25 protein-coding genes and 1 pseudogene are annotated in these 25,131 nt (G+C 59.5%); 15 read left to right on the forward strand and 11 right to left on the reverse strand.

The genetic code is table 11. The features are described 5' to 3' along the window. Nucleotides 1-105 precede the first annotated feature (105 nt). The 4 genes from speB to GJU48_RS16955 are packed head-to-tail and all read left to right on the forward strand — an operon-like array spanning nt 106 to nt 4,429. Nucleotides 106-1,056, forward strand: coding sequence for an agmatinase (gene speB, locus GJU48_RS16940; RefSeq protein ID WP_083357426.1), 951 nt, complete (start codon nt 106-108; stop codon nt 1,054-1,056). Further along, nucleotides 1,056-1,478 carry a YybH family protein gene (locus tag GJU48_RS16945; RefSeq protein WP_094950269.1) on the forward strand — a complete coding sequence of 141 codons (423 nt, stop codon included), beginning with the start codon at nt 1,056-1,058 and terminating at the stop codon, nt 1,476-1,478. Before speB ends, GJU48_RS16945 begins: the two co-directional genes overlap by 1 nt. 21 nt (nt 1,479-1,499) lie before the next feature. Continuing rightward, entirely contained in the window at nt 1,500-3,011 is a 1,512-nt protein-coding gene (locus tag GJU48_RS16950) for a purine-cytosine permease family protein (protein ID WP_094950268.1), read from the forward strand. A 35-nt stretch (nt 3,012-3,046) separates the two neighbouring features. Beyond that, nucleotides 3,047-4,429, forward strand: a complete 1,383-nt coding sequence (locus GJU48_RS16955; RefSeq protein WP_094950267.1) for a sodium:solute symporter — start codon at nt 3,047-3,049, stop codon at nt 4,427-4,429. 366 nt (nt 4,430-4,795) lie between these two features. Here the strand turns inward: GJU48_RS16955 and GJU48_RS25500 are convergent, their stop codons facing one another. Together GJU48_RS25500 and ptrR are read right to left on the reverse strand one after the other, a co-directional pair. Next, a complete protein-coding gene (locus GJU48_RS25500) occupies nt 4,796-4,918 on the reverse strand; it encodes a PA1414 family protein (protein ID WP_256589246.1) in 123 nt (40 codons plus the stop codon). Nucleotides 4,919-5,060: 142 nt separating this feature from the next. Further along, nucleotides 5,061-5,954: a putrescine utilization regulator PtrR gene (gene ptrR, locus GJU48_RS16960; RefSeq protein ID WP_094950266.1), complete on the reverse strand. Its 894-nt coding sequence runs from the start codon at nt 5,952-5,954 to the stop codon at nt 5,061-5,063. A 342-nt stretch (nt 5,955-6,296) separates the two neighbouring features. On the opposite strand from ptrR, the pseudogene GJU48_RS16965 reads away from it, so the two are divergent. Then, nucleotides 6,297-6,820: pseudogene (locus tag GJU48_RS16965) on the forward strand (YbfB/YjiJ family MFS transporter); the annotation flags it as partial. Here GJU48_RS16965 and GJU48_RS16970 read toward each other — a convergent pair. The 3 genes from GJU48_RS16970 to GJU48_RS16980 form a co-directional block, all read right to left on the reverse strand. Continuing rightward, nucleotides 6,732-8,174 carry an NCS1 family nucleobase:cation symporter-1 gene (locus GJU48_RS16970; RefSeq protein WP_094950265.1) on the reverse strand — a complete coding sequence of 481 codons (1,443 nt, stop codon included), beginning with the start codon at nt 8,172-8,174 and terminating at the stop codon, nt 6,732-6,734. The pseudogene GJU48_RS16965 and the gene GJU48_RS16970 overlap by 89 nt on opposite strands. Before the next feature lie 198 nt (nt 8,175-8,372). Continuing rightward, nucleotides 8,373-8,771, reverse strand: coding sequence for a DUF2177 family protein (locus tag GJU48_RS16975; RefSeq protein ID WP_094950264.1), 399 nt, complete (start codon nt 8,769-8,771; stop codon nt 8,373-8,375). 52 nt (nt 8,772-8,823) lie between these two features. Beyond that, nucleotides 8,824-9,660 (reverse strand): CvfB family protein, encoded by an 837-nt coding sequence (locus tag GJU48_RS16980; RefSeq protein WP_094950263.1) that lies wholly within the window; start codon nt 9,658-9,660, stop codon nt 8,824-8,826. 322 nt (nt 9,661-9,982) lie between these two features. On the opposite strand from GJU48_RS16980, the gene GJU48_RS16985 reads away from it, so the two are divergent. The 3 genes from GJU48_RS16985 to GJU48_RS16995 all read left to right on the forward strand — a co-directional run bounded on the left by GJU48_RS16985 (nt 9,983) and on the right by GJU48_RS16995 (nt 12,083). Further along, nucleotides 9,983-10,162 carry a hypothetical protein gene (locus GJU48_RS16985; protein WP_003193095.1) on the forward strand — a complete coding sequence of 60 codons (180 nt, stop codon included), beginning with the start codon at nt 9,983-9,985 and terminating at the stop codon, nt 10,160-10,162. 220 nt (nt 10,163-10,382) lie between these two features. Continuing rightward, nucleotides 10,383-11,105 carry a TorF family putative porin gene (locus GJU48_RS16990; protein WP_094950262.1) on the forward strand — a complete coding sequence of 241 codons (723 nt, stop codon included), beginning with the start codon at nt 10,383-10,385 and terminating at the stop codon, nt 11,103-11,105. A 66-nt stretch (nt 11,106-11,171) separates the two neighbouring features. Further along, nucleotides 11,172-12,083, forward strand: coding sequence for a DUF6279 family lipoprotein (locus GJU48_RS16995; RefSeq protein WP_155296049.1), 912 nt, complete (start codon nt 11,172-11,174; stop codon nt 12,081-12,083). Nucleotides 12,084-12,137: 54 nt separating this feature from the next. Here GJU48_RS16995 and GJU48_RS17000 read toward each other — a convergent pair whose 3' ends face one another. Next, on the reverse strand, nt 12,138-12,527 hold the full coding sequence (locus GJU48_RS17000) for a transcriptional regulator (protein WP_094950260.1): 390 nt from the start codon (nt 12,525-12,527) through the stop codon (nt 12,138-12,140). Nucleotides 12,528-12,682: 155 nt separating this feature from the next. Between GJU48_RS17000 and GJU48_RS17005 the strand changes: the two genes are divergently transcribed. Further along, complete coding sequence (locus tag GJU48_RS17005; RefSeq protein WP_094950259.1) at nt 12,683-12,958, forward strand: hypothetical protein; 276 nt, start codon at nt 12,683-12,685, stop codon at nt 12,956-12,958. 50 nt (nt 12,959-13,008) lie between these two features. Here the strand turns inward: GJU48_RS17005 and GJU48_RS17010 are convergent, their stop codons facing one another. After that, nucleotides 13,009-14,355, reverse strand: a complete 1,347-nt coding sequence (locus GJU48_RS17010) for a DEAD/DEAH box helicase (protein WP_094950258.1) — start codon at nt 14,353-14,355, stop codon at nt 13,009-13,011. Nucleotides 14,356-14,548: 193 nt separating this feature from the next. Between GJU48_RS17010 and GJU48_RS17015 the strand changes: the two genes are divergently transcribed. Further along, nucleotides 14,549-15,847 carry a mechanosensitive ion channel family protein gene (locus GJU48_RS17015; RefSeq protein ID WP_094950257.1) on the forward strand — a complete coding sequence of 433 codons (1,299 nt, stop codon included), beginning with the start codon at nt 14,549-14,551 and terminating at the stop codon, nt 15,845-15,847. A gap of 45 nt (nt 15,848-15,892) precedes the next feature. Here GJU48_RS17015 and GJU48_RS17020 read toward each other — a convergent pair whose 3' ends face one another. The 3 genes from GJU48_RS17020 to GJU48_RS17030 form a co-directional block, all read right to left on the reverse strand. Continuing rightward, nucleotides 15,893-16,759, reverse strand: a complete 867-nt coding sequence (locus tag GJU48_RS17020) for a carboxylate/amino acid/amine transporter (RefSeq protein WP_094950256.1) — start codon at nt 16,757-16,759, stop codon at nt 15,893-15,895. Nucleotides 16,760-16,962: 203 nt separating this feature from the next. Next, a complete protein-coding gene (locus tag GJU48_RS17025; RefSeq protein WP_094950255.1) occupies nt 16,963-17,562 on the reverse strand; it encodes an FMN-dependent NADH-azoreductase in 600 nt (199 codons plus the stop codon). A 151-nt stretch (nt 17,563-17,713) separates the two neighbouring features. Beyond that, the gene (locus tag GJU48_RS17030) at nt 17,714-18,028 is read right to left on the reverse strand and encodes a 3-phosphoglycerate kinase (RefSeq protein WP_094950254.1); all 315 of its coding nucleotides are present in this window, start codon (nt 18,026-18,028) and stop codon (nt 17,714-17,716) included. Between the two features lie 49 nt (nt 18,029-18,077). Between GJU48_RS17030 and GJU48_RS17035 the strand changes: the two genes are divergently transcribed. From GJU48_RS17035 to GJU48_RS17050, 4 genes are all read left to right on the forward strand, one after another. Beyond that, nucleotides 18,078-19,001 carry a LysR family transcriptional regulator gene (locus GJU48_RS17035; protein WP_094950253.1) on the forward strand — a complete coding sequence of 308 codons (924 nt, stop codon included), beginning with the start codon at nt 18,078-18,080 and terminating at the stop codon, nt 18,999-19,001. Between the two features lie 14 nt (nt 19,002-19,015). After that, entirely contained in the window at nt 19,016-19,819 is an 804-nt protein-coding gene (locus GJU48_RS17040; protein ID WP_094950252.1) for an alpha/beta fold hydrolase, read from the forward strand. Between the two features lie 3 nt (nt 19,820-19,822). Further along, a complete protein-coding gene (locus GJU48_RS17045) occupies nt 19,823-20,386 on the forward strand; it encodes a peptidylprolyl isomerase (protein ID WP_094950251.1) in 564 nt (187 codons plus the stop codon). A gap of 94 nt (nt 20,387-20,480) precedes the next feature. After that, on the forward strand, nt 20,481-22,313 hold the full coding sequence (locus tag GJU48_RS17050) for an ABC transporter ATP-binding protein (RefSeq protein WP_094950250.1): 1,833 nt from the start codon (nt 20,481-20,483) through the stop codon (nt 22,311-22,313). A 25-nt stretch (nt 22,314-22,338) separates the two neighbouring features. On the opposite strand, the gene GJU48_RS17055 is transcribed toward GJU48_RS17050, so the two are convergent. Then, complete coding sequence (locus tag GJU48_RS17055) at nt 22,339-23,463, reverse strand: GNAT family N-acetyltransferase (protein WP_094950248.1); 1,125 nt, start codon at nt 23,461-23,463, stop codon at nt 22,339-22,341. A gap of 282 nt (nt 23,464-23,745) precedes the next feature. Here GJU48_RS17055 and GJU48_RS17060 point away from each other — a divergent pair, with 282 nt between their 5' ends. Next, nucleotides 23,746-25,068 carry a putative porin gene (locus GJU48_RS17060; protein ID WP_094950247.1) on the forward strand — a complete coding sequence of 441 codons (1,323 nt, stop codon included), beginning with the start codon at nt 23,746-23,748 and terminating at the stop codon, nt 25,066-25,068. Nucleotides 25,069-25,131 lie beyond the last annotated feature (63 nt).

Genomic DNA, 25,131 nt, shown 5'->3' on the forward strand with positions numbered 1-25,131 from the left:
AGTTTAGAAAAATCTGAACTAAGTATTTGCCCCTGCCGATTCTTCCCGTCCCGGGCTTTTCGCAGAATCGGCCTCTAATAAACAAAACAACGATGAGGCAATCCCGTGGACAAGATTTTTCACCAACCACTGGGCGGCAACGAAATGCCGCGCTTCGCCGGCATCGCCACCATGATGCGACTCCCCCATCTGCAGTCGGCCAAAGGCCTCGACGCCGCCTTTGTCGGTGTGCCCTTGGACATCGGCACCTCGCTGCGCGCCGGCACCCGCTTCGGGCCGCGTGAAATCCGCGCCGAGTCGGTGATGATCCGCCCCTACAACATGGCCACCGGCGCCGCGCCGTTCGACTCGCTGTCGGTTGCCGACATCGGCGACGTGGCAATCAATACCTTCAACCTGCTGGACGCTGTGCGCATCATCGAAGAAGCTTACGATGAGATCCTCGAGCACAACGTCGTCCCGATGACCCTGGGCGGCGACCACACCATCACCCTGCCGATCCTGCGGGCGATTCACAAGAAACACGGCAAGGTCGGGCTGGTGCACATTGATGCCCACGCCGACGTCAACGACCATATGTTCGGCGAGAAAATCGCCCACGGCACCACCTTCCGCCGCGCCGTGGAAGAAGGCTTGCTCGATTGCGACCGCGTGGTGCAGATCGGCCTGCGCGCCCAGGGCTACACCGCCGAAGACTTCAACTGGAGCCGCAAACAGGGCTTTCGTGTGGTCCAGGCCGAAGAATGCTGGCACCACTCGCTGGCGCCATTGATGGCTGAAGTGCGTGAAAAAGTCGGCGGCGGCCCGGTGTATTTGAGCTTCGATATCGACGGTATCGACCCGGCCTGGGCGCCTGGCACCGGCACCCCGGAAATCGGCGGGCTGACCACCATCCAGGCGATCGAGATCATCCGTGGCTGCCAAGGCCTCGACCTGATTGGTTGCGATCTGGTAGAAGTTTCGCCGCCTTACGACACCACCGGCAACACCTCGCTGCTCGGCGCCAACCTGCTGTACGAGATGCTCTGCGTACTGCCCGGCGTGGCGCATCGCTGATGAGCACGCAAGCCGTGCTGCAAGCGGCGGCCGACCTGGTGTCGGCCTTCGCCCGCAATGACCGCGCCGCCTATTTCGGCGCGTTCACGGTGGATGCCAGCTTCGTGTTCTACACCCTCCCCCAGCCGCTGCTCAGTCGCGATGCCTACCAGGCGCTGTGGGACCGCTGGCGCCGGGACGAGGGGTTTGAGGTGCTGTCCTGCACTTCAAGCAACGCCTTTGTCAGCCTGCAGGGTGACGTGGCGATTTTTATGCATGACGTGGCCACCGAGCTGCGCATGAACGGGGAGCAATTTTTTAGCCAGGAACGCGAGACCATTGTCTTCACCCGACAAGGGTCAGACGCACAACAAAAACAAGGCCTGTGGCTGGCCTGTCACGAACATTTGTCCGCTATGCCGGAAGGGCTGCCGCCCCCTTAGCCAATGTGATCGGAGCTGATCATGAATAATAAAAACAACGATAAAAGTATTCGAAAGATAGAAACCAACGGGGTCGAGCAGATCCCGGACCACGAACGTACCGCCAGCCCCAAGGATCTGTTTCGACTGATCTTCGGCGGAGCCAATACCTTTGCCACCGCTGTGCTGGGCGCGTTTCCGGTGCTGTTCGGCTTGTCGTTCCAGGCCGGTGTCTGGGCGATTGTGTTGGGCGTGCTGGTGGGCGCGCTGATCCTGGCGCCGATGGGCCTGTTCGGGCCGATCAACGGCACCAACAACGCCGTGTCTTCCGGTGCGCACTTTGGTGTGCACGGGCGGATTGTCGGCTCGTTTCTGTCGCTGCTGACGGCGATTGCCTTCTTCTCACTGTCGGTGTGGAGTTCAGGCGATGCGTTGGTCGGTGGTGCGAAACGCCTGATTGGTTTGCCAGAAACCGACCTGACGTTAGGCCTGGCCTACGGCCTGTTCGCCCTGCTGGTGCTCACCGTGTGCATCTATGGCTTTCGCTTCATGCTGTGGGTCAACCGCATTGCCGTGTGGGCGGCGAGCCTGCTGTTCCTGCTGGGGATCTTCGCGTTTGCGCCGGCCTTCGACAGCCACTTTGCCGGCACCGTCGCCATTGGCCAGACCGGCTTCTGGGCCGCCTTCATCGGTGCGGCGCTGGTAGCCATGAGCAATCCGATTTCCTTCGGCGCGTTCCTGGGTGATTGGTCACGCTACATCCCACGTGAGACGCCGAAAATACGCATCATGCTGGCGGTGGTGCTGGCCCAGATCGCCACCTTGATTCCGTTCTTGTTCGGCCTGGCCACCGCGACCATCGTGGCGGTCAAGGCTCCGGACTACATCGCAGCCAACAACTACGTCGGCGGTTTGCTGGCAGTCGCGCCGAGCTGGTTCTTCCTGCCGGTGTGCCTGATCGCGGTGATCGGCGGCATGTCCACTGGCACCACGTCGCTGTATGGCACCGGGTTGGACATGTCCAGCGTGTTCCCGCGCCTGCTGTCGCGGGTCAAGGCCACGCTGCTGATTGGGGTGATGTCGATTGCCTTCATCTTTATCGGACGTTTCGCCGCCAACCTGGTGCAAAGCGTGTCGACCTTCGCCGTGCTGATCATCACCTGCACCACGCAGTGGATGGTGATGATGATCATCGGCCTGATCGTACGCCGAGGATTTTACTGCCCGGATGATCTGCAAGTGTTCACCCGCGGTGAAACCGGCGGGCGCTACTGGTTCAGCCATGGCTGGAACTGGCGCGGCCTGGGCGCCTGGATCCCGAGTGCGCTGGTGGGCCTGTGCTTCGTCAACTTGCCGGGGCAGTTTGTCGGGCCACTGGGCAACTTGGCCGATGGCATCGATATCAGCCTGCCAGTGACGCTGGGGCTGGCCTCGGTGGTGTACCTGACCTTGCTTCGCGTGTTCCCGGAACCGGCCGCCGTCTACGGCCCGGCCGACCCTCGCAGCCAGCGCACGGATGCGCGCATTAAACCGGCGCTGCAACAAGCCGCCTGATCGCCCATAAAAACGATAATCGGAGACCCGCCGTCATGGCTTTGGATTTATTCGTCGTACTCATCTACGCCGCCGGCATGCTCGTGCTCGGCTATTACGGCATGCGCCGCGCCAAGACCCACGAAGACTACCTGGTAGCCGGACGTAACCTAGGCCCGTCGCTGTACATGGGCACCATGGCCGCCACGGTACTGGGCGGTGCATCCACCGTCGGCACCGTGCGCCTGGGTTATGTGCACGGCATCTCCGGCTTCTGGTTGTGCGCCGCACTGGGCGCCGGGATCATCGCGCTGAACCTGTTCCTGGCCAAACCGCTGCTCAAGCTGAAGATCTTCACCGTCACCCAGGTCCTGGAAAAACGCTACAACCCCATGGCCCGCCAGGCGAGCGCGGTGATCATGCTGGCCTACGCGCTGATGATCGGCGTGACCTCGATCCTGGCCATCGGCACCGTACTGCAAGTACTGTTCGGCCTGCCATTTTGGGTCTCGGTGCTGCTGGGCGGTGGCGTGGTGGTGGTGTATTCGACCATCGGCGGCATGTGGTCACTGACCCTGACCGACATCGTGCAGTTCGTGATCAAGACCGTCGGCCTGATGTTCATCCTGCTGCCGATTTGCCTCTACCGCGTCGGCGGTTGGGACCAACTGGTGGCCAAGTTGCCAGCGTCGAATTTCAGCTTCACCGAAATCGGCTGGGACACGATCATCACCTACTTCATGATCTACTTCTTCGGCATCCTGATCGGCCAGGACATTTGGCAACGGGTGTTCACCGCCCGTGACGAAAACGTTGCCCAGTACGCCGGCACCTTCGCCGGTTTCTACTGCATCCTTTACGGCCTGGCGTGCGCCTTGATCGGCATGGCGGCGCACGTGCTGCTACCGGACCTGGACAACGTCAACAATGCCTTCGCCGCCATCGTCAAAGCCTCGTTGCCGGACGGCATTCGCGGCCTGGTGATTGCCGCCGCACTGGCCGCGATGATGTCCACCGCCAGCGCCGGTTTGCTCGCCGCCTCCACCGTCTTGACCGAAGACCTGCTGCCGCGTTTGCGCGGGGGCAAGCAGTCGAGCCTGAACATCAACCGTCTGTTCACGATGCTCACCGGCATTGCCGTGCTGGGTATCGCATTGGTCGTGAACGATGTGATCAGCGCCCTGACCCTGGCTTACAACCTGTTGGTGGGCGGCATGCTGATCCCGCTGATGGGGGCGATTTTCTGGAAACGGGCGACCACGTCGGGCGCCATTGCGTCGATGACCTTGGGCTTCGTGACCGCACTGGTGTTTATGTTCAAGGATGGCTTGGATGCGAACACGCCGATCTACTACAGCCTAGCGATTGGGCTGGTGAGTTTTGTAGTGGTGAGTGTGTTGTCGCCCCGGCCAGAGACGGTGGCGGCTCGGGCGATTTGAGCTATAAAAGAATCTAGAGCAGTTTCTTCAGCGGGTGCGACGTCGGATATCGCGCCCGTTTTTTTTGCCTGACACAAAAACAACTGTGGGAGCGGGCTTGCTCGCGAAAGCGGTGTGTCAGTCAATATTTCGTTAACTGACGCACCGTCTTCGCGAGCATCGGGCGATTTGAGCTATAAAAGAATCTAGAGCAGTTTCTTCAGCGGGTGCGACGTCGGATATCGCGCCCGTTTTTTTTGCCTGACACAAAAACAACTGTGGGAGCGGGGGTGCGCGAAAGCGGTGTGTCAGTCAATATTTCGTTAACTGACGCACCGTCTTCGCGAGCAAGCCCGCTCCCACATTAATTCTGCGGCGCTACCAGCTCTAGCGGCGACGCGGGCGGCGCTGCTCATCATCTGTGCGAATCGGCACAGGTTGCAGCGGAGGCTCGATCAAGCCGAGCGCGACTCCAACGTCATGGAGCCAGGTTTGAATTTTCTCTTTCATGGTTGCTCCCTTTGCGGGTAATGCGAGTTGGCGAGAGTTTTATCGCCCTTTCCTACAGTGATAGTAGCCCTAAGTCCTACGTAATGCTTGAACGAAACCACAACGAACTATTACTGAATTGATCCAAATGCTGACGGATCGTTCAAGCGATATAGCGCGCGTCCTGCAAGAACCCGGCGTTGCCTTCTTGCTGCAGCTCGATCCATGCATTGAGGTTAGCGCCGAGCATACCCTTTCGCCACATCAGCCAGGTCGTTGCAGTAGCAAAAGGCCCTGTAAGGGGATGAACGGACACGCTGTCCTTGCCCGGCAGGCTGTCGAGCATCGATTCGGACATTAATGCCACCCCGGAACCCGCGATCACGCAGGCAAGCATGCCCTGATAGGACTCAATCTCGATTGCCCGGCCCATGGCCACACGCTCATGGGAAAACCAGGTTTCCAGGCGTGTACGATAGGCGCAACTGCGGCGGAAGGTGAACACCGAACGCCCCGCTACGTCCTGCGGCCCACGCACTGGTGGGTGATCGGCTTCACAGATCAGCACCAGGCGCTCTTCACACAGCGGCACGCCGTCCAACGTAGCGATGGTCAGCGGGCCGTCCACCAACGCCGCGTCCAAACGCCCGGTGATCAGGCCTTCCAGCAATTCACCGCTGGGCGCCGATTGCACCTGCAGGTTCACCCTCGGATACGCCTTGTGATAGCGCGCCAACAGCTTCGGCAAGTGAATCGCGGCGGTGCTGTACATGCTACCCAGCACAAAGTCGCCGGCCGGTTGCCCGCCTTGAACGGCGCCGTGGGCTTCGTCATGCAGCGCGATCAGGCGAGTGCTGTAGTCCAACAACACTTTGCCAGCAGGAGAAAGCTGTAACCGCTGGCGTTCGCGCACGAACAGTTCCACGCCGAGCTGCTCTTCCATCTGTTTGAGCCGGGTCGAGAGGTTCGACGGTACACGGTGCAGGCGCTCGGCCGCACGGGTAATGGAGCCCTCTTGCGCTACGGCTTGGAAAATCCGCAATTGACTGAACTCCATACCTTTCTCCAAAACTGAACAAGTTACTCACTATTATTCATTTTTACAGAAAGTCAATTCACTTTAGCCTGAAGGTCTTCGCGTCCTTGCAGGAAACCTGAACATGTCACCGCTCATTCGCTGACTCGCCAGCTCTATTGCCCTGATGATGGCCATGGGCATTGGCCGCTTCGCCCTCACCCCGCAGATGCCGCAATTCAAGGGCGCCTGGCAGGCCGATCTGTTCTGGCCCTGTTTTGGTCTGGCTGCCGCTCTCGGGGTCGTGGTGGTGAGCGTGCGCCGTCATAGCCCCTGATGATGGCCATGGGCATTGGCCGCTTCGCCCTCACCCCGCAGATGCCGCAATTCAAGGGCGCCTGGCAGGCCGATCTGTTCTGGCCCTGTTTTGGTCTGGCTGCCGCTCTCGGGGTCGTGGTGGTGAGCGTGCGCCGTCATAGCCCGCACACCCCCCGTCGTGGGTTGATGAGCACTTTGTGGCTACAAGCGGCCGGCGTGTTCGCCTGCTTGCTGGGCAATGGCTGGGGCCTGGCGCTGGGGTATTGCTGTGCGGGACGCCGTTCCTGGCGTGCATGATGCTGGTGATGCAGCGCTGGCCTGTTGACTGCCTGCTTTGCCATCAGCCAATTAAGTGGCCGTGGCCTTGCATCAGCCAATTAAGTGGCCCGCTGCTGGCCTCGATAAGCAGCCACCTTAGCGGCGGCCTGCAACCGGCGTTGGTGATCGCAGGTGCAGGCCTGGTGTTGGCAGGTGCGGTGTCACTGCGCCCTGGCGCTGCTGTCAGCCAGCAACCATCGGCGCCGGTACGCGAACCTGTTCTCGTCGCGAAAGAACCAGGAAAAACAGCCCTCCCAGGAAGCACCCGGTAAACCAGGAAAAGTTGGCCACGCCCTGCAACGCCGGGGTGAAGGTGATCGCAACGCCCACCAGCGTCGCCGGCACCAAGGCTTTGACGGCCGTCCAGTTCACGCCGCCGTCGAAGTAATAGCGCCCGCTTGGGCTGTCATCGAACAGCGCGTCCACATCGACCTGCTGTTTTTTGATCAGGTAGAAGTCCACCAATAGAATCCCGAACAGTGGCCCTATAAACGCCGCGAGGATGTCCAAGGTGTAGTGGATCATCAGCGGGTTATTGAACAGGTTCCACGGAGTGATGAAGATCGAAGCCACCGCCGCGATCATCCCTCCGGCCCGCCAGCTGATTTTGCTCGGCGCGACGTTGGCGAAGTCAAACGCAGGCGACACGAAGTTGGCGACAATGTTGATGCCGATGGTCGCCGTGACAAAGGCAAAGGCGCCGAGCAGTACGGCCATGCTGTTGTCGATTCGCGAGACGGTGGCAATCGGGTCATGCAGCATTTCGCCGAACACCGGCAAGGTGCCCGAAACGATCACCACGGTGACCAGCGAGAACGCCAGGAAATTCACCGGCAGCCCCCAGAAATTACCGCGACGCACATCCCGCATGCTGCGGCAGTAGCGGCTGAAATCGCCGAAATTCAGCGTAGGCCCGGAGAAGTACGAGACCACCAGCGCCGTTGCCACGATCACCTGGCCGAAAGCCTGCCAGCCCGACAAGGATTTTTCCGCCAGGGTAAAGCTGATGTTGGCCCAGCCGGCTTTCCACACAATCCAGCCGGCCAGGGCGAACATCACCGCATAGACCACCGGCCCCGCCCAGTCGATAAAACGCCGGATGGATTCCATGCCGGCCCAGAACACCGCAGCCTGCAACGCCCAAAGGCTTAAGAAACCAAACCAGCCCAGGTAGGACAGGCCGGCAAAATGCGGTTCTGCATACACCGCCATCTGTGGGAAGAAGCGCAGCACCACGATGATCAAGGCACTCGACGCCAGGTAGGTCTGAATCCCGTACCAGGCCACGGCGATCAGGCCGCGAATCACCGCCGGAATATTGGCCCCAAACACGCCAAAGGCCAGCCGGCAAATAACCGGATACGGCACCGCCGCTTGCTGACTCGGTTTGGCCACCAGATTGGCGATCAACTGCACGATGCAAATACCCGCAAGCAAGGCGATCAGCACCTGCCAACTGGCCAGCCCGAGGGCGAACAGGCTGGCGGCGAACACGTAGCCGCCGACACTGTGCACGTCGCTCATCCAGAAGGCGAAGATGTTGTACCAGGTCCACTTTTGCGGCAGTGGGCCCAGGTCCTGGTTGTACAGGCGCGGGCTGTAGCCTTTGGGCAATTGATCGGTCATCACTTGGCTCCTCGAAATACCGGCCTGCGCTGCCGTAACGGGATGCATACGGGACGCGGCATGGTTTGTATACGAGGCTTTCAGCAGAATGCGTGCCAATGGCACACAATCCCTCTGGATCGGCGCTCCAAAGGGGTTTATGCAGGGCTAAATTCAGGCACTACGCTCAGCAACGGTGCACATAAATCCTGTACACAATCAGTGGTGCACCCGATCTGCACACAGGTAGCCAACCGTGCAGCACGCCGCTGTCAGGAAGGTGCCCCACGCCATGTCCATGATGGCCAACCCAGCGGACCAGCCTTGCAGCGTGGCCCAGTTGCTCAGGTCATACGTGCCGTAGGCCACCAGCCCGAGCAAGGCACCCAGGCGTGCGGCGCGTTGCCAACTGCCGCTTGGCAGCACCACGAACACCACGCAACCGATCACATACAGGAGATAGAACAACACCGCGGGCAACAGGCGGGGTTGGTCAAGCATCAATGGGCCGAGCAGGGATTTGTAGGTCGGGCCCATAAGGACACCGAGCCAGAGGCCGTCGAGCACCAGGAAGGCAAGCAAGGTGGCGAGGTAAGCGAACAGTGTTTTCTTGGTCATTTACGCAACCTCTGCAGGAGCCCAATTGCTCCTACAGAAGAGCAAACCGCACTCAGCTTAGTTCAATGCGATCCGCGTGAATCACAATCTGACCTTGCTTGTAGAGCGCACCAATGGCCTTTTTGAAGTTGCCTTTGCTCACGCCGAACAAGTTGCTGATCACTGCCGGGTCGCTTTTGTCGCTGACCGGCAGGGTGCCGTTGTTTTCACGCAACTTGGCGAGGATCTTCGAGTTCAGGCTGGAGGCCGCTTCCTGCCCGACCGGTTGCAGGCTCAGGCTGATGTTGCCATCGGCGCGAATCTCTTTGATAAAGCCTTTCTCTTCCTTGCCCGGGCGCAGGAACTTGAACACTTCGTTCTTGTGGATCAGGCCCCAGTGCTTGTTGTTGATGATCGCCTTGAAGCCCATGTCCGTGGCTTCAGCCACCAGCAGGTCGACTTCCTGGCCCACCTGATAGTTGGCAGGCGTCTTGTCCAGGTAGCGGTCAAGACGTGCGGTGGCGGTGATGCGCTTGGTGTGCTTGTCGAGGTAGACGTGCACGACGCAATATTCACCGGCGGTCATCTGACGTTTTTCTTCCGAATACGGCAGCAACAGATCTTTTGGCAAACCCCAGTCAAGGAACACGCCAATGCTGTTGACTTCAACGACTTTCAAACTGGCGAATTCGCCGACTTGTACTTTCGGCTTCTCGGTCGTCGCGATAAGTTTGTCATCGCTGTCCAGATAAATGAAAACGTTAAGCCAGTCTTCATCTTCACTGGGAATATCTTTAGGAATGTACCGATTAGGCAAGAGGATTTCGCCCTCTTGCGCACCGTCCAGGTACAAACCAAAGTTAGTGTGTTTAACCACTTGCAAGCTGTTGTAGCGCCCGACTAAAGCCATTTCCAAATACCCTCGTTACGTGGGCGGCATTCTACCCGAGTTGCGCCCCGCACGCGCGCGCACCTGAAAAATCACGGGCTGACGTGGTGTCCCGATGGCATCGCCCCGCTCGTCTGATCAGGTCACTGAATTTTGCCGCTGGCCAGTGGCGGCCATCTCCCGGGCTTTCTAGTTAAAACAGTAAGTTAGGGGTTATTTCAACGGTAAACTTCGGCTAATTGCGGCCACACCCATTATTCCTGGGGGATATTTGCCAAGCAATTGTCAAGTGTTTCCTGTACGATGCATGGCCAAGTTAATTTTCTACAGGTTAGTGGCCGCCATGCGCGTAAAAGCATCCAACAGCAAAGCAAAGCCAGCTCCAGCCGTTGAAACCAGCGAATCGATCAACAGCCAGATTGCTGCTTTCCTCAAGTCCGGCGGCGAAATCCAGCAAATTGCCAAGGGCGTGAGCGGCCAGACTTTCGGCCCGTCCAAGCAGATCAGCCTGGGCAAAAAGTAAAATTCGCGCAACACCCCCTGCGTTGCATCTAGTCCCTAAGCGTCTTGCCCTCAAGGCGCCAGGACTAGAGCCCGAAATACCCTCACTGCATCACACCATAGTGCGCTAATCGACGAACGGGCCTCACCTGCAGGTTTTCGCCGGTATGCTTGCACACGTCTAGCAAGGGCATCTGCCCAATTTTCCCTGTCACTGCTCCTCGCTTTTCATGGAGTGAAGCTTGCTCAAGCCCTGCATTTTTCTGATAACTGCCCTTGCGGCAAGCCCCTTTGCGCAAGCGCAGATTTTTCAGCGTGAATTGGGCGATTTCGACCTGAAATTGGGCACTACGCCAAGCCGTAGCATGGCCCAGGGCCTTGTAAAGCCTACCGCTCCGGGCAGCGACTCATTCCACGGCGGCCTCGACCTGAGCCACGACAGCGGCCTGTATTTCGGCCAATTCTCACCGAACATGGGGCTTTCACCCGCCAATAACCTCGAAGTCGACTCCTACATGGGCTTCAAACGCCCTTTCGACAAGACCCTGGGTTATGAAGTGGGACTGATTCATTACAGCTACCCCAAGCTCAGCCCACTCAACAGCCAAGAGTTCTACGGCGGCTTGAACCTGTTGGGCAATCGCTTCGGCGCCTCCTTCAGCAACGACCCGGACCGCCAGGACAGCACCCTGTTTGCCGACCTTGGCGGCACGCAGCCTTTCGGCATCGGCGTCAGCATGAAGTACACCACGCACCAACTGGGCTCCCCGGCCTCGGTGGAAGGCGGTGCCATCAGCAGCTTCAGTGATTGGTCGATACAACTTTCCCGCGCGTGGAAGGGCGTCGACCTGGACCTGATCTACAGCGACTCCAGCCTCAGCGGCGGTGACTGCTCGGCCTACTCCGGACACAATTCGCAATGCGACGGTCTCTTGACCTTAAAGGCTGCGCGATCGTTTTATTGATGGGCTGAACTGTCGCCCACAGCACGAGTTCACATGCATTAACTCCCTTTGCGCAAGGACTCGCCCATGCTGCGTCGGCTCAAACTATTAATCGTATTGCTGAGCCTGAGCTTGCTGCTCAGCGGCTGCAGTCGCGTGGGCCTGGCCTACCGCAACCTGGATATCATCATCCCCTGGAGCCTCAACGACTACCTGGACATGCACGCCGGGCAGAAGAGCTGGTTCAACGACACACTCAAGGAACACCTGGCCTGGCACTGCACCACGCAATTGCCGGGCTATCTGGATTGGCTTGATCGCCTGCAACAGATGGTCGACAACAACCAGGTCACTGACGACGCGCTGCAAACGCGCACTGTGGAAGCCAAGCAGGCGATTGCCGAAGTCGCACGGGAAATCACGCCGTCGGCCATTCAATTGCTGCAAGGCCTGGATGATCAGCAGGTCAAGGACATGAGCGACGCCCTGGCCAAGGACCTGCGCAAGCGTCAGGACGAATACCTCAAGCCGCCCCTGGAGCAGCAAATCAAGGAACGCGCCCAACGCATGAGCAAACGCCTGGACGCTTGGATGGGCCCGCTCAGTGCCAGCCAGCAGAATCGGGTCACCGCCTGGTCAATTAGCCTCGGGGAGCAAAACGAGCAGTGGATCGGCAACCGCGCCCGTTGGCAGGCGCAGTTTATCGACGCGGTGCAGCAGCGTCAGAGCGCGGACTTCGCGCAGAAAATGCAGCAGTTACTGGTGGACCGTGAAAGCCTGTGGCCCGCGCAATACAAGGTCGCCTATGCCCAGACGGAAACGGCGGCACGCAGCCTGATTGTCGACCTGATGGCCGAAAGCACGGTGCAGCAGCGCATGAAGCTGACGCAGAAGATTGGCGGTGTGCGCAGCGACTTCAAGGCACTCAAATGCCTAAAGGCGGCAATAGACGGGCTTGCCCGCGATAGCGGTAGATCAGCCGGCAGATTGATTGCCTGACACTCCGCATCGCGAGCACGCCCGCTCCCACAGGGTCATACAGCGCCTGTTAGATCAAGCAATCTGCGCCTTTGAGGCCACTTCATCAAACGTCGCCGGCTCCAGCGCATCCGGCTGGTCATCCAACACCTGGCGCGGGTGATCGTTGCCCGGGATGGAGCTGTCAATCAGCGCCAGCAGTTGCGCACCGCGAGCGGTCAAGATGAAGTTCTCACCGTTTCCGCCCTCTTCCTCAGGCCGCGATTCAATAAACCCACGCTTGAACAGCAGCGCTTCGTAATCCGCAGCGGTCTCTTTCAACGTATCCAGATTGCCAGTGGACTCGCCCGCGGTGGCCTTCTCGGCAGCTTCCTGCTCGGCATATTTACGCGGTGCAAAGCTGCCTTCGCCGTTCTGCACTTCATGCAGCAGACGTTCGATCAAATCCCAGTTGTAAGTCGTCATCCTGATTCCTCCTGCAGGCCGATGGAAAAGTAGCCTGTCTAGTGGTGTGACATGCCCCGTCACCGGGCGTTCAGCCGAATAGACCGGCGTCATTTCTCTGAACTTTCCAGACGTTCGCCACCTCAACTGAACACCACTGCCAAGGAGGACCGATCATGAAAACCCTGATGAACCTGGCCATTGCCGCCACGCTGCTGACTGCCCTGCCCGCCTGGGCGTGCACGCCGGAGGAGGCCACGGCGAAGCGCGAACAACTGGCACAGGAAGTGACCAAACTCACTGAGCAGAACCCGACCAAGGCCAAGGAAATGAATGCAGAGCTGCAGAAAATGGACATGGACACGACGGCCGCTGATTTACCCGATAAATGCCAGTTGATCGATCAGCGCCTTAAAGATCTCAAAAAAGCGGCTGCCGAGACAAAAAACTGAAGGCATAAAAAAACCGGACATCGTCCGGTTTTTTTCATACCCGCGCAGCCTTACTCGGCAGCTGGCGCTTCTGGCTTGCGACGCTTGAGCGGCGCCATGCCGTCCTTGCTGACGAGCGACAGGTTGTCGGTCTTCGGCCGGTTGGCAATCTTGCGCTTGGTCGGCGACTTGGCACCGGCCTTTTTCTTGTCGCCCTTGGCGTCGACCTTTTTCTTCTTCACGCCAACGGCCTTGCCCGACGCTTTGACCTTCTTCGGCCCGGTGTAGGTGCCTTTGACTTCCTTGATGGTGCGGCGCTCGAACGACTGCTTCAGGTAGCGTTCGATGCTCGACATCAGGTTCCAATCACCGTGGCAGATCAGCGAGATCGCCAGGCCATCGTTGCCGGCGCGCCCGGTACGGCCGATACGGTGCACGTATTCGTCGCCGCTGCGAGGCATGTCGAAGTTGATCACCATGTCCAGGCCATCCACGTCCAGGCCGCGGGCGGCAACGTCGGTGGCAACCAGGATCTTCACGCCGCCGGCCTTAAGGCGGTCAATAGCCAGCTTGCGGTCCTTCTGGTCCTTCTCACCGTGCAGCACGAACGCTTTGTAGTCCTGTGCCACCAGACGACCGTAGATGCGGTCAGCTGCAGCCCGGGTGTTGGTGAACACGATGGCCTTTTGATAGGTCTCGTTGGCCAACAGCCAGTTAAGGATCTGTTCTTTGTGCACGTTGTGGTCGGCGGTGACGATTTGCTGACGCGTGGTGGCGTTCAGGTCGCTGACGTTGTTGACCTGCAGGTGCTCAGGGTTGTTCAGGATCTTGGCGACCATGTCGCGCAGCGTCGAGCCGCCGGTGGTGGCGGAGAACAGCATGGTTTGCTGGCGATTCACGCATTCAGCTACCAGACGCTGCACATCATCGGCAAAACCCATGTCGAGCATGCGGTCGGCTTCATCAAGCACCAGCACTTCGACTTCCTTGAGGTCGAGGTTGCCGGCGTTGAGTTGCTCGATCATGCGCCCTGGGGTGCCGATGAGAATATCCGGCACCTTGCGCAGCATCGCGGCCTGGACCTTGAAGTCTTCGCCGCCGGTGATCAGGCCGGACTTGATGAACGTGAACTGCGAGAAGCGCTCCACTTCTTTCAAGGTCTGCTGGGCCAGCTCGCGGGTCGGCAGCAGGATCAGGGTTTTGATGCTGACGCGGACTTTGGCCGGGCCAATCAGGCGGTGCAGAATCGGCAGGACGAAAGCGGCGGTTTTGCCACTCCCGGTTTGAGCCGTCACCCGCAGGTCACGCCCTTCGAGCGCGAGCGGGATGGCCGCTGCTTGCACAGGCGTAGGCTCGACAAATTTAAGCTCGGCCACGGCTTTGAGCAGGCGTTCGTGCAGGGCGAATTGGGAAAACACGGGTGCTACCTCGAAGAAATACAAAATATCAGCTGCATAGGGTAACGGTTTCGGGCGTCCAAACCGAGTTTCTTTACGCGAACGGCGCTAATCAGCTGCTTTTTTGTCAGGACATTTGTCTACAACGTCAACTTTGTCGCACTTAAATGCTCTAATCGGTCCGTGTTGTCTTACAGAAGAATCGGTTTCATCCATGGATATCAAACAGTTCTGGCTCAACGTCCAAGACCTTTGGGGCGCCCTCGATCAACACCCGCTGCTGCATGCAAGCTTAGGTTTGGTGGTATTGCTGGTGGTGGCCCTGCTGCTCGGACGGGTCGCACGCTACCTCATCCTCCACACCGTCAAATTGCTCGGCCGGCAACCGGCGCTGCACTGGCTCAATGACCTGCGGCACAACAAAGTCTTCCACCGCCTGGCGCAGATGGCCCCATCCCTGGTGATTCAGTTCGGCCTGTATTTGGTGCCAGAGCTGAGCAAGACCGCCACGCTGTTTATCAGTAATGTGGCCTTGGCGTTCACCATCCTGTTCATGACGCTGGCCGTGAGCGCCCTGCTCAATGCGCTGCTGGATATCTACGCGCGCACTGAACATGCCCGCACCCGCTCGATCAAGGGCTATGTGCAACTGGCGAAGATGGTGTTGTTCGTATTCGCAGCGATCATCATCGTCGCCACCCTGATCGACCGTTCGCCGCTGTTGCTGCTGTCGGGCCTGGGTGCCATGTCGGCGGTGATTCTGTTGGTGTACAAGGACACCCTGCTGTCGTTCGTCGCCAGCGTGCAACTGACCAGCAATGACATGCTGCGGGTCGGTGACTGGATCGAAATGCCCCAGGTCGGCGCCGACGGTGACGTGGTGGACATCACCCTGCACACGGTCAAGGTGCAGAACTTCGACAAGACCATCGTCTCCATTCCTACCTGGCGCTTGATGTCCGAGTCGTTCAAGAACTGGCGCGGCATGCAGGCGTCCGGTGGGCGTCGCATCAAACGCAGCCTGTACATCGACGCCAGCGGCGTGCGCTTCCTGCGCGACGACGAAGAAGTGCGCATGACCCAGGTGCACCTGCTCACCGACTATATCAGCCGCAAACAAGCCGAACTCAAGGCCTGGAACGAAGCCCAGGGCAACAGCGCGCAACTGTCGGCCAACCGCCGCCGTATGACCAACCTGGGCACCTTCCGCGCCTATGCCCTGGCCTATCTGAAAAGCCACCCAGACATCCAGCCGAACATGACCTGCATGGTGCGCCAGATGCAAACCACCGCCCAAGGCGTGCCGCTGGAGATCTACTGCTTCACGCGCACCACGGCGTGGGCCGATTACGAGCGCATTCAGGGGGATATTTTTGATTATTTGCTGGCGGTGCTGCCGGAGTTCGGCTTGAGCCTGTATCAGCAGCCGAGTGGCAATGACTTGCGGGCGGGGATGTTGCCGGCGGTGTTGGGGGCCAGTCATTTGCCGGCGCCCGAACGCAGCGCTATCTAACACCACCCTCCCCCTGTGGGAGCGGGCGCCCGCGCCCGCAAGAGTTCAACGGCTGATCGCCTCCTTGCGCACGCCCAGCCGACTGATCCAAACCGCGCCCAAAATCACCAACCCGCCCAACGCCAGCCTCCCCAGCGGCTCGTGCTGGTTCCAGATCAGCAAGTTCAGCAACAACCCCACCGGCACATGCAGGTTGTTCATCACCGCCAAGGTGCCGCCGTTGACCAGGCAGGCGCCCTTGTTCCACCAGTACATGCCCAGCGCGGTGCTGACCAACCCGAGGAACACCAACACGCCCCATTGCAGTGGCGCTTGCGGCAGGAAGTCGGCCTTGCCGAACAGCACGAATGCCGGCAACACCACGATCAAGGCGCCCAGGTAGAAATAGCCGAAGCGCCGGTAATGCGGCAAATCACTCGGATAACGCGCCACCAGGTGCTTGTACATCACCTGCCCGGCCGCGTAGGTGAAGTTGGCCAGTTGCAGCAGCAAAAAGCCGCCGAGGAAGTGCGGGGTAATCTGGTCGAAGCGGATCACCGCCGCGCCGCCCACCGCCACCAGTGCAGCGATCAGCGCCCAAGGGTTGAAGCGTCGGTTGAGCGCGTCTTCGATCAGGGTCACGTGCAACGGTGTGAGAATGGTGAACAGCAGCACTTCCGGCACGGTGAGCACACGAAAGCTCAGGTACAGGCACACGTAGGTCACGCCGAACTGCAGCGCGCCGATCACCAGCATGCCACGCATGAACCTTGGCTCTACCGAGCGCCAGCGCGTCAGCGGGATAAAGACCAGCCCGGCTAGCACCACGCGCACCAGCACGGCGAAGTAGCTGTCGACGTGACCGGCGAGGTATTCGCCGATCAAGCTGAAAGAAAATGCCTGAATCAGGGTGACAACCAGTAGATAGCCCATGCGCGCCTCATTTCGAATGGGCGCGACTTTAAGGGTTTTCGGTGTTTGACGAAACTCGAGGCAAAAAAAACCCGACCTCGCTAAAGCGGCAGTCGGGCAGGAGCACTCAGGAGCAACAAGTGCAAAGGGAGGTTCGATACGCGTACTTGAAGGGTTTGCGTGGGGCGATATAAACACCACGCGATTATGTGGCGATTAAACGATCAAGCAACCTGGGCCAGCAGCGCTTTCGCGTGATTGATGCCCCTCTCCTGGAAGTCCCCGCTCAGGTTCACCCCTTCGGCGTGAATGAAGGTGACATCGTGAATCCCGATAAACGCCATGACCTGACGCAGGTAGGGTTCCTGGTGATCAGAGGTCGCGCCGGAGTGTATACCGCCACGCGCGGTCAGCACGATAGCGCGCTTGCCGGTGAGCAACCCTTGAGGGCCGGTGGGTGTGTACTTGAAGGTCACACCGGCACGCAACACGTGGTCCAGCCAGGCTTTGAGGGTGCTGGGGATGGCGAAGTTGTACATCGGCGCGGCCATCACCAGCACGTCGGCAGCCAGCAGTTCGTCAGTCAATTCGTTGGAGCGGTCCAAAGAAGCCTGTTCAATGCCGCTGCGCTGTTCGGCGGGCTTCATCCAGCCACCGAGCAGGTTGGCATCCAGGTGCGGGACCGGGTTAAGGGCCACGTCGCGCACGGTGATTTGATCCAGCGGATGGGCGGCCTGCCATTGGCTGATGAACTGTTGAGTCAGCTGGCGGGAGATCGAATCCTGCTGGCGGGCGCTGCTTTCAATGATCAGAACGTTGGACATGGCTAGGTAGGCTCCATCTGTAAGTGCTGTAAGACGATGGAGAAAAGATTAACCATGGCTCATTCGATAAAAAAGCGCAAAAAACTGCTACAACCCATCTAGAAATTTGTTTATAAGCGGAGTATTGCTGTAGGCATGCTCCGCTACCGCTTTATTTTGGGGCACACGCCAGCGCGATACGCATCTTGATAATGGCGCGGCTGAACTTGACCGTGGTGTTGGTACTTTTGCCCGCTTGGACCGTGACCTTGCGAGTACGCGGCGATTCCGGGCCATTGCTGAAGGTTACCGAACACTGCGCGTCGTTGGTGCCGTAGTTGTTTAGTCGGATCGAACTGATGTCGCCGTCCACGTCGGAAGCGATGTAGTCCACTTTCACGCCGTCGATCTTTTTCGTCACGTCGATGGGGTAGGCAAACGCGCTCATCGGCAGCAGCGCCAGCAACACACAACAGAATTTTCTCATTCGGCAGTCTCCAATAAGGACCGCCAGCTTAGGACAAGAGGAGCTCATCTTGAAAGCGCCCCGCGTTACCCTCGATCAATGGCGCACGCTGCAAGCGGTAGTCGACCATGGCGGCTTCGCCCAGGCGGCTGAAGCGCTGCACCGCTCGCAGTCCTCGGTGAGTTACACCGTGGCGCGCATGCAAGACCAGCTCGGCGTGCCGCTGCTGCGCATCGACGGGCGCAAGGCGGTGCTCACCGACGCCGGTGAAGTGCTGTTGCGCCGCTCCCGGCAACTGGTGAAAAACGCCAGCCAACTGGAAGACCTCGCCCACCATATGGAACAGGGCTGGGAAGCCGAAGTGCGGCTGGTGGTGGATGCCGCCTACCCGAATGCGCGCCTGGTGCGTGCCCTCACCGCCTTTATGCCGCAAAGCCGTGGTTGCCGCGTGCGCCTGCGCGAAGAAGTGTTGTCGGGCGTAGAAGAGTTGTTGATTGATGGCATGGCCGACCTCGCCATCAGCGGCTTCATCATACCCGGCTACCTGGGCACGGAAATGAGCGACGTGGAGTTTATCGCCGTGGCCCATCCCGACCATTCGCTGCATCGCCTCAACCGCGAGCTGAGCTTCCAGGACCTGGAAAGCCAGATGCAGGTGGTGATCCGCGACTCCGGCCGCCAGCAGCCGCGGGACGTGGGCTGGCTGGGCGCCGAACAGCGTTGGACCGTCGGCAGCCTGCCCACCGCCGCGACCTTCGTCAGCAGCGGCCTGGGCTTTGCGTGGTTGCCCCGGCACATGATCGAACGCGAACTCAACGAAGGTCTGCTCAAGCAGCTACCCTTGGAAAAGGGCGGCAGCCGCAACCCGACGTTCTACCTGTACGCGAACAAGGACAAACCCCTGGGCCCAGCCACACAGATCCTCGTGGAATTGCTGCGCACCTTTGACACCGCTCCCTTGGACGCGCCTTTCGCCGCCCCCGAGCAAGCCTGAAACGGAGTTCATGCATGGCCTGGTTCGACCATGAAGGCTGCAACCTGCATTACGAGGAATACGGCCACGGTATTCCGCTGATCCTGATCCATGGCCTGGGCTCCAGTAGCCAGGATTGGGAGTTGCAGATCCCGGTGCTGGCCCGTCACTACCGCCTGATCGTGGTGGATGTACGCGGCCATGGGCGCTCGGACAAACCCCGCGAGCGCTACAGCATCCAGGGCTTCACCTTCGACCTGCTGGCCCTGATCGAACACCTGAACCTGCCGCCCGCCCATGTGGTGGGCTTGTCCATGGGCGGCATGATCGCCTTTCAGTTGGCGGTGGACGAGCCTGGCCTGGTCAAGAGTCTGTGCATCGTCAACAGCGCGCCCGAGGTCAAGGTGCGCAGTGCCGATGACTATTGGCAGTGGGCCAAGCGCTGGAGCCTGGCGCGATTGCTCAGCCTGGCCACCATCGGCAAGGCGTTGGGCGAGCGATTGTTCCCCAAACCGCATCAGGCCGACCTGCGTCGCAAGATGGCAGAACGCTGGGCAAAAAACGACAAACGTGCTTATCTCGCCAGCTTCGACGCGATTGTAGGCTGGGGCGTGCAGGAACAACTTTCCAGGATTACCTGTCCTACGCTGGTCATCAGCGCCGACCACGACTACACGCCCGTGGCGCAGAAAGAAAACTATGTAAAACTGCTGCCCGATGCGCGACTGGTGGTGATCGAAGATTCCCGCCATGCCACGCCCTTGGATCAACCCGAAGTCTTTAACGCTACCTTGCTCGATTTTCTAAAGACAGTCGAAACCACTACCCAGGATCACTGACCTATGTTGAAAAAAATCGCCTTCTTTGCCGGTTCTGTTTTGTTCGCTGCCAACCTGATGGCCGCCGAGCCCGTCAAGGCGCCTCACGTACTGATCACCACCACCAACGGCGACATTGAAATCGAACTGGACCCGGTCAAGGCGCCGATCAGCACCAAGAACTTCCTGGCCTATGTCGACAAAGGTTTCTACACCAACACGATTTTCCACCGCGTCATTCCGGGCTTCATGGTCCAGGGCGGCGGGTTCAACGCGCAGATGTCGCAGAAGCCAACCGAAGCACCGATCAAGAACGAAGCCAGCAACGGCCTGCATAACGTGCGTGGCACCCTGTCGATGGCACGCACCAATGACCCGAACTCGGCCACCAGCCAGTTCTTCATCAACGTCGCCGACAATGCTTTCCTCGACCCAGGCCGTGACGCCGGTTATGCCGTGTTCGCCAAAGTAGTCAAAGGCATGGACGTGGTCGACGTCATCGTCAACTCGCAAACCACCACCAAGCAGGGCATGCAGAACGTGCCTATCGATCCTGTTCTGATCAAGTCGGCCAAGCGCATCGACTGAGGTCTGCAGGGCGTTCTTCAGGTAGCCCCGCGCGGCGCCCACAAGGCACCGCGCGCATTTGAACAGGAGAGCCCGCCAGGCGGGCGTCAACCTAATGCTCTATCGTCGTTTTGAACAACTGATCGATATTTTCCGCGCCGCCCCCAGCGACGCCCCTCCCGACAAAGTCCTGCCCTTCTACCTCTACTACCTGCGCCAGGTGTGGCCAAGCTTTGCCGCCTTGCTGGTGGTGGGCCTGATCGGTGCGTTGATCGAAGTGGCGTTGTTCAGCTACCTGAGCCGCATCATCGACCTGGCACAAGGCACGCCGCCCGCCAACTTTTTCCAAATTCACAGCACCGAGCTGATCTGGATGGCCGTGGTGGCCCTGCTGCTGCGCCCAATTTTCAACGGCCTGCATGACTTGTTGGTGCACCAGACCATCAACCCCGGCATGACCAGCCTGATTCGCTGGCAGAACCACAGCTACGTGCTCAAGCAGAGCCTAAATTTCTTCCAGAACGATTTCGCCGGGCGTATCGCCCAGCGCATCATGCAAACCGGCAACTCACTGCGTGACTCGGCGGTGGCGACGGCGGAAGCCATCTGGCACGTGTCGATCTACTCCATCAGCGCCCTGGTTTTGTTTGCCGAGGCCGACTGGCGCCTGATGATCCCGCTGATCACCTGGATCATCTTCTACAGCCTGGCCCTGCGCTACTTCGTGCCAAGGGTGAAAGAACGTTCGGTGATCTCCTCCGAAGCGCGTTCCAAGCTGATGGGCCGCATCGTCGACGGCTACACCAACATCACCACCTTGAAGCTGTTCGCCCATACGCAGAATGAGCAGGAATACGCCAAGGAAGCGATCATCGAGCAGACCGAAAAAACCCAACTGGCCGCCCGCGTGCTGACCAGCATGGACGTGACGATTGCCATCTTGAACGGCCTGCTGATCGTCACCACCACCGGCCTGGCGTTGTGGTTGTGGACCCAGTCGCTGATCTCCGTGGGCGCGATTGCCCTGGCCACCGGCCTGGTGATTCGCATCGTCAACATGTCCGGCTGGATCATGTGGGTGGTCAACGGCATTTTCGAAAACATCGGCATCGTGCAAGACGGCCTGAAAACCATCGCTGCGCCGCTGGCGGTCACCGACCGCGAGAATGCCCCGCGCCTGAACGTGCCGCATGGCGAAGTGCGCTTCGAGCAGGTGGATTTTCACTACGGCAAGAAAAGCGGGATCATTGGCGGCTTGAACCTGAACATCAAGGCCGGGGAAAAGATCGGCCTGATCGGCCCGTCCGGCGCGGGCAAGTCGACCCTGGTCAACCTGCTGTTGCGCCTGTATGACCTGCAAGGCGGACGCATCCTGATCGATGGCCAGAACATCGCCGAGGTTGCCCAGGAAAGCCTGCGCGCACAGATCGGCATGATCACCCAGGACACCTCGCTGCTGCACCGTTCGATCCGTGACAACCTGCTGTACGGCAAGCCGGATGCCACCGACGAGGAACTCACCGGCGCAATCCGCAAGGCACGCGCCGATGAGTTCATTCCGTTGCTGTCGGACGCCGAAGGGCGTACCGGGCTGGATGCCCATGTGGGTGAGCGCGGAGTAAAACTGTCCGGCGGACAACGCCAGCGCATCGCCATCGCGCGGGTGCTGCTCAAGGACGCGCCGATCCTGATCATGGACGAGGCCACCTCGGCGCTGGACTCGGAAGTGGAAGCGGCGATCCAGGAAAGCCTGGAAACGCTGATGCAGGGCAAGACGGTGATTGCGATCGCGCACCGGTTGTCGACGATTGCGCGGATGGACCGATTGGTGGTGCTGGAGAAAGGGCAAATCGCCGAGACCGGCAACCACGCCGAGTTGCTGGCCCATGGCGGGTTGTATGCAAGGTTGTGGCAACACCAGACCGGGGGTTTTGTCGGCATCGATTAAAAGTCACTGTCGCCAGACCGATGGTTCAGCCCTGCCGATAAGGCAGGGCTGCCCTCGCCTCTTCGGCATACGCCAGAATCCCCACGCGCTCGCGCTCCAGGAAGTCCTCTACGGCACTCTTTAACCCTGGATGGCGCAGGTAATGCCATGAACGAGTAATCACCGGCTCAAACCCACGAATCAATTTGTGCTCGCCCTGGGCGCCGGCGTCGAAGCGTTGCAGGCCATGGGCGATGGCGTAGTCCATGCCTTGGTAGAAGCAGGTTTCGAAATGCAGGCGGTCGAACTCCGCCAGGCAGCCCCAATAACGTCCGTAGAAGCTATCGCCACCGATCAGGCTGAAGGCCATGGCCACCGGGCGTGTGCCTTGTTTAGCCAGCACCACGCGGATCGCCTCGGGCATGCGCTCGGCCAGCAGGCTGAAAAAGGTGCGGGTCAGGTAGGGTGACTGGCGGCGCACGGCGTAGGTGTTGGCGTAGCAGGCGTAGACAAAATCCCACTGCGCTTCACTCAGCTCATGGCCTTGCAGCCATTCGAACTCGATGCCCTGCCCCGCCACTTGTTCGCGCTCTTTGCGCATCTGTTTGCGCTTGCGTGAGCTCAAGGCGTCGAGAAAGTCCTGAAAGTCGCGATAACCGCGGTTCTGCCAATGAAACTGGCAGCCCAAGCGCTGCAGCCAGCCCGCTTGCTCCGCCAGCGCCGCATCGGCCAAAGGGTCAGTGAAATTGATATGAGCGCTGGAGAGCCCTTCGATTTCCAGGTAGCCCGGCAAGCTGTTCAGCAACTCGAAACCGTCCTCAACCGTTCTCGCCAGCAAGCGCGGCCCACTGACCGGGCTGAACGGCACCGCCGTCAGCAACTTGGGGTAGTAATCGATACCGGCGCGCTCACAGGCATCCGCCCAGCCGTGATCAAACACGTACTCGCCGTAGGAATGCCATTTGCGATAACTGGGCAACGCCGCCACCAGACGATCGCCTTCCCAATGCAGCAAATGCTCCGGCTGCCAACCCGAGTGCGGGCCCAGGCTGGCGCTGTCTTCCAGCGCGCTCAGGAACGCATGCCGCACAAACGGTTGGGCCTGCGGCACGAGGGCGTCCCATACCTCGGGGGCGATTTCGGACAGGTTATCCAGGCGTTGCAACGGCATCGGCATCCTCACTACTTCGGGGCGTGAAAGCCTGGCGAGTATCGCTTATCGACGGGCTTTACACATCTTCAAATCGCGGGACAAGGGCCAAAACCAATAGTTCCGTTTCTAAATATTTTGTCATCTAGATGACATCACTTAGCCACTCTTTCGTCATAAGTGATCGCGATACTGACGCTTGTTTTTAGAGCGCCAGGTTCTACCAGGCAGCTATTTTCCGTCCGTCATCGGTCGGTTGTGTCCTGGATGGTTTGCCATCCCTCCTCACTTTCGGAGATTGATATGCGTCTTGCTTCCACTAAAACTGCGGCGCTCCTGTGTGGCGGCCTGTTGCTGGCCCTGAGCGTTCCGGCCAGCGCCGCAGTCGACGCTAAGTTGCTCGACATGCTCAAGGCCAACGGCCAGATCACCGCTGCGCAGTACACCGAACTGCAAGCGGAATTGGCCAAGGACCAGAAAGAAAAGCAGATCGCACGGCAAGCTCAACAAGAGACCAACGAGCAGATCGCGGCCACCGCGAAAAAAACCAATGACTTGAGCGTGTTCGACCAGAAGCTGGCCTGGGCTGCCAAGACCCAGTTCAAGGGTGACGTACGCTTCCGTCAGGAAACCGTGAAGATCCAGGGCGAATCCAACAACGGCGGCCGTGACAAAGACCGTCAGCGCATCCGTGCCCGCCTGGGTGCCTACACCGAGATCAACTCGCAAGTCGACACCGGCATTCGTATCGCCACCGGCAGCAGCGACGACGCGCGCTCCACCAACCAGGACCAGGACAACTACTTCGACAAGAAGTCGATCTGGCTGGACCTCGGCTACATCGACTACCACCCGGACCAGATCAAAAACCTGCACGTGATCGGCGGCAAGATGCTCCAGCCGTGGGTCAACATGGGCGACGTGATCTGGGATAGCGACATCAACCCGGAAGGTCTGGCCCTGACCTACAAATACCCACTGGGTAGCAGCGCGGAGCTGTTTGGTAGCCTGGGTAACTACAACCTCAAGGACAACGTTGACGGCGACGGCGTGCAATTTCGCCACGACCTGCGCCTGACGTCCGGCCAGTTGGGCACGCGTTTCTCGGTGACCGACAACCTGAAAATGACCCTGGGCGGCAGTGTCTACGCCTACCAGAACGACAAAGACAGCCGCTGCACAACCACCACCACGCCTTGCGCATTGGCGGTTAACGGCAACTCGGCCGACAACCAATTCCGCCTGTATGAAGGGTTTGCCCAGGCGGACATCGGTGGCCTGGCGGTACCGCTGGCGTTCTACGGCCAGTACGTGAAAAACAACGATGCTGTGACCGACCAGGACACGGCCTGGTTGATCGGTGCCAAGTCCAAAGTGTTTGGCTTCAACCTCGACTACAACTACCGCGATATCCAGCGTAACGCTGTGGTTGGCGCCTTCACTGACTCGGACTTCGCCAACGGCACCACCGGTTCGCGCGGTCATAAGATGAAGGTCAGCTACGACATCGACAAGAACTTCGCCCTCGGCGCCACGTACTTCCTGACCAAGGCTGACTACGCCAGCCGCACGCAGCGTGATGCCAACACCAACACCCTGCAGTTGGATGCCGAAGCCAAGTTCTAAATGTGCATGCAATAAGCCTTGGGCCAGGACGGCCCGAGGTCGTTTTTAACCCGGGCCCTTCGC

It is taken from the genome of Pseudomonas sp. IB20 (assembly GCF_009707325.1).
Classification (GTDB): domain Bacteria; phylum Pseudomonadota; class Gammaproteobacteria; order Pseudomonadales; family Pseudomonadaceae; genus Aquipseudomonas.

What these genes read in the sequence shown, in the direction of transcription:
- GJU48_RS17025 (WP_094950255.1), bottom strand. Translation starts at nt 17,562, where the DNA reads ATGTCCAACGTTCTGATCATTGAAAGCAGCGCCCGCCAGCAGGATTCG.
- GJU48_RS17020 (WP_094950256.1), bottom strand. Translation starts at nt 16,759, where the DNA reads ATGGGCTATCTACTGGTTGTCACCCTGATTCAGGCATTTTCTTTCAGC.
- GJU48_RS16945 (WP_094950269.1), top strand. Translation starts at nt 1,056, where the DNA reads ATGAGCACGCAAGCCGTGCTGCAAGCGGCGGCCGACCTGGTGTCGGCC.
- GJU48_RS16980 (WP_094950263.1), bottom strand. Translation starts at nt 9,660, where the DNA reads ATGGCTTTAGTCGGGCGCTACAACAGCTTGCAAGTGGTTAAACACACT.
- GJU48_RS17000 (WP_094950260.1), bottom strand. Translation starts at nt 12,527, where the DNA reads ATGACGACTTACAACTGGGATTTGATCGAACGTCTGCTGCATGAAGTG.
- GJU48_RS25500 (WP_256589246.1), bottom strand. Translation starts at nt 4,918, where the DNA reads ATGAAAGAGAAAATTCAAACCTGGCTCCATGACGTTGGAGTCGCGCTC.
- GJU48_RS16970 (WP_094950265.1), bottom strand. Translation starts at nt 8,174, where the DNA reads ATGACCGATCAATTGCCCAAAGGCTACAGCCCGCGCCTGTACAACCAG.
- GJU48_RS17060 (WP_094950247.1), top strand. Translation starts at nt 23,746, where the DNA reads ATGCGTCTTGCTTCCACTAAAACTGCGGCGCTCCTGTGTGGCGGCCTG.
- GJU48_RS17050 (WP_094950250.1), top strand. Translation starts at nt 20,481, where the DNA reads ATGCTCTATCGTCGTTTTGAACAACTGATCGATATTTTCCGCGCCGCC.
- GJU48_RS16985 (WP_003193095.1), top strand. Translation starts at nt 9,983, where the DNA reads ATGCGCGTAAAAGCATCCAACAGCAAAGCAAAGCCAGCTCCAGCCGTT.
- GJU48_RS16975 (WP_094950264.1), bottom strand. Translation starts at nt 8,771, where the DNA reads ATGACCAAGAAAACACTGTTCGCTTACCTCGCCACCTTGCTTGCCTTC.
- GJU48_RS17015 (WP_094950257.1), top strand. Translation starts at nt 14,549, where the DNA reads ATGGATATCAAACAGTTCTGGCTCAACGTCCAAGACCTTTGGGGCGCC.
- ptrR (WP_094950266.1), bottom strand. Translation starts at nt 5,954, where the DNA reads ATGGAGTTCAGTCAATTGCGGATTTTCCAAGCCGTAGCGCAAGAGGGC.
- GJU48_RS16950 (WP_094950268.1), top strand. Translation starts at nt 1,500, where the DNA reads ATGAATAATAAAAACAACGATAAAAGTATTCGAAAGATAGAAACCAAC.
- GJU48_RS17040 (WP_094950252.1), top strand. Translation starts at nt 19,016, where the DNA reads ATGGCCTGGTTCGACCATGAAGGCTGCAACCTGCATTACGAGGAATAC.
- GJU48_RS16955 (WP_094950267.1), top strand. Translation starts at nt 3,047, where the DNA reads ATGGCTTTGGATTTATTCGTCGTACTCATCTACGCCGCCGGCATGCTC.
- GJU48_RS17045 (WP_094950251.1), top strand. Translation starts at nt 19,823, where the DNA reads ATGTTGAAAAAAATCGCCTTCTTTGCCGGTTCTGTTTTGTTCGCTGCC.
- GJU48_RS17005 (WP_094950259.1), top strand. Translation starts at nt 12,683, where the DNA reads ATGAAAACCCTGATGAACCTGGCCATTGCCGCCACGCTGCTGACTGCC.
- GJU48_RS17055 (WP_094950248.1), bottom strand. Translation starts at nt 23,463, where the DNA reads ATGCCGTTGCAACGCCTGGATAACCTGTCCGAAATCGCCCCCGAGGTA.
- GJU48_RS17030 (WP_094950254.1), bottom strand. Translation starts at nt 18,028, where the DNA reads ATGAGAAAATTCTGTTGTGTGTTGCTGGCGCTGCTGCCGATGAGCGCG.
- GJU48_RS16995 (WP_155296049.1), top strand. Translation starts at nt 11,172, where the DNA reads ATGCTGCGTCGGCTCAAACTATTAATCGTATTGCTGAGCCTGAGCTTG.